Source organism: Mesorhizobium sp. M1428, from assembly GCF_040317515.1.
GTDB lineage: Bacteria > Pseudomonadota > Alphaproteobacteria > Rhizobiales > Rhizobiaceae > Mesorhizobium.
On the sequence record NZ_JAMYKT010000061.1, the window covers coordinates 1 to 2,610 of the forward strand.

General features: G+C 60.1%; 2 protein-coding genes. One reads left to right on the plus strand and one right to left on the minus strand.

The window, feature by feature from the left end:
- Window positions 1-1,219 (minus strand): RecQ family ATP-dependent DNA helicase (locus NKG60_RS32070; protein WP_352671794.1); only part of this gene is annotated, 1,219 nt, incomplete at its 3' end.
- Between the two features lie 413 nt (window positions 1,220-1,632).
- On the opposite strand from NKG60_RS32070, the gene NKG60_RS32075 reads away from it, so the two are divergent.
- Window positions 1,633-2,235 carry a cupin domain-containing protein gene (locus NKG60_RS32075; RefSeq protein WP_352671792.1) on the plus strand — a complete coding sequence of 201 codons (603 nt, stop codon included), beginning with the start codon at window positions 1,633-1,635 and terminating at the stop codon, window positions 2,233-2,235.
- Window positions 2,236-2,610 lie beyond the last annotated feature (375 nt).

The following is a 2,610-nucleotide window of genomic DNA, read 5'->3' on the forward strand; positions in this document are numbered from 1 at the left end:
CAAGGTCATGCGCATCGGCCTCGCCGAATTCCACGCCATCAAGTACGGAACCAAACTCAATCTGCAAAATGTGTGAATCCGATAGTTGCCATTCTGGAGGGAAGGACTGGCCGATGAAATAACTATTGATTTCGTCGTCTTCGGCGCCACCCATGAGCACGCCCACGGCATCATCAATCCCGCGACCGGCACGTCCCACTTGCTGGTAGTAGTGGACGATTGATTGCGGAGCCTGAAAGTGCACGACGAAGCTCAGGTCCGGTTTGTCGAAGCCCATACCGAGCGCATTGGTAGCAACCAACACCTTCACCTCGTTCTTAATAAGCATGCTCTCTAATTCTTCGCGGCTGGTTGCGGGCTCACCATCCTCGTCCTCGCCCCCGACACCGCTGTGGTAGGCGCGGGCGTCAATGTCCTGTGACCTAAGCCACGCCGTGACACGATTCACGTCTCGCTTAGTAAGAGCATAGACAATGCCGCTGCCGGGAAGCTGCCTTATTGCTTGCGCGAGCCAAGCGAGCCGCGCCGCGCGGTCAGGTAGGATCACCGTCTGCAGGCTGAGAGTCTCTCGGGCCAACGGCCCTCGCTGCAGCTGTGTGCCATCGCCAAGTTGCGCCATCACATCCGCCACCACTCGGTCGTTAGCCGTGGCTGTTGTCGCAAGCACGGCCACATTCGGCGGAAGCTGAGCCAGAATGCGGTCTATTCGCTGATAGTCAGGCCGAAAGTCGTGTCCCCAGTCCGAGATACAGTGCGCCTCGTCCACGACCAGAAACTGTATCCTGTCCGCGATTGGCAACAGACAATTGTCAAGGAATTCCTGATTTGCCAGCCTCTCGGGCGACACGAGGAGTAGGTCGACCTGGTTGTCGCGCACGCGCGCCATGATGCCGTCCCAATCCTCGCGATTAGTCGTGTTAATGGTCACAGCTCGGAGACCTAGCCGCTCCGCAGCCTCAAGTTGGTTGCGCATTAATGCCAGCAGTGGAGAGATGATGAGTGTGGCTCCTGCGCCTGCATCGCGGAGTATACGAGTCGCCACAAAGTAAACCATGCTCTTGCCCCAGCCGGTGCGCTGGACAAGGAGAACACGCCGACGACCATTCGCGATGGCCTCGATCGCCGCCCATTGGCCATTCTTGAACTCCATCGCGGCACTATCGGTGGCTTCGCGCAGCAATTCCTGCGCCTCATTGTGTGTGACCATCTTCTCCCCCACGGCAATCGCCTAATAAGCGACACTTACAAGCGGAATGCACTACAACGGCAAATTGCGATAGACGCAATCACGCCGCCGCTCCATTTTGAGGTGCCGATGTCAGGTTCCGGCCAAACTGACGTAATCCGGACGCCCAGGATGGCACTCGTGCCGCTTGTCACTTGGTGAATCGGTATTGGGTCAACAGCAGATTTGGTGACACACGTAACGCAGCAACACCTCAAGCCGCCAGCAGCATTGCGCCCTACCTCGGATAATCGCCGCCAGTTCCACATTCGTCGTGCCGGACCTTGTTGCGGCGCCAAGCGTCGCCCTGCCGGCCACATAGCTCCCAGTTCGTCGCCTCAGCGGAACCGACCCGCCATGCAGCCGGTTAATCCGGCAGAAGCTCACCACCAACCCAAGGCCACACCATGAGCATCCTGCAAACCACGAAGAAAGCCGCCGAGCAGGCCACCGGCATCGCAAGACCAGACAAGCGCGAGGTCGGCGATCTTGTAATCCAGCGCAAACCGAACGAGTTTCGCTTCACGGACGACGGCCTCGTCCCCAACCATCCGTTCTGGCCGCTGGTCGTCTATCGCGGCGCGGTGAAGCTGCCTGAAGACTTCGATCCGGCGGCGGTCATGGAGGCGATTTTCGACGCTAATGGCTGGGGCGATAGCTGGCGCGACGGCATCTACGACTACGCTCACTATCATTCGCAGATTCACGAGGTGCTGGGCGTCGCGCGCGGCACGGCAAAAGTCCGGTTTGGCGGCAAGATGGGACGAACGCTGTCGCTGAAGGCCGGCGACGTCGCGGTGCTTCCTGCCGGCACCGGGCACCAGTGCCTTTCCGCATCCGACGATTTTCTGGTCGTCGGCGCCTATCCTCCATCCGGCACCTATGACCTGTGCACGACCGCCGCCGATCATGCCAAGGCGGTCGTCACGATCCCCAGGGTTGGCCGTCCGCGCAATGACCCTGTCTACGGAGGCAAAGGCCCGTTGCTCGCAGCCTGGGAAAGGGACTGAAGTCGTTCTTTTCGAAGGGGCTTGCGGGTTGGCTTCGTGGCTCAAACCGAACCTTTGACCAACACCTAGCGCCACCGACGAAGAAGGCCGCCTTGTAGATAGATGGCGAAGCGGATCGTGCCGCTGTCGGCGTGCGCAGCGCTGGCAAATCAGGCCTGGCGCTATATTATTGCAGTGACCCTGCCCGACGCATTGAGGCGACAACTGACTTGCGCCTGCCGGACTTCGATGCCACCTTTTCCAGCGTAGTCTATTCGCACCTCGATCGGCGCCGTGAGTCCACCTCGACCTTGACGCAAGGCGCCTGCGCTTACCGCGTGGACATTGACGGCGCCAAGTGGCGTCGCAGCGGCCACGATCGCCGTGCGGCAGGCT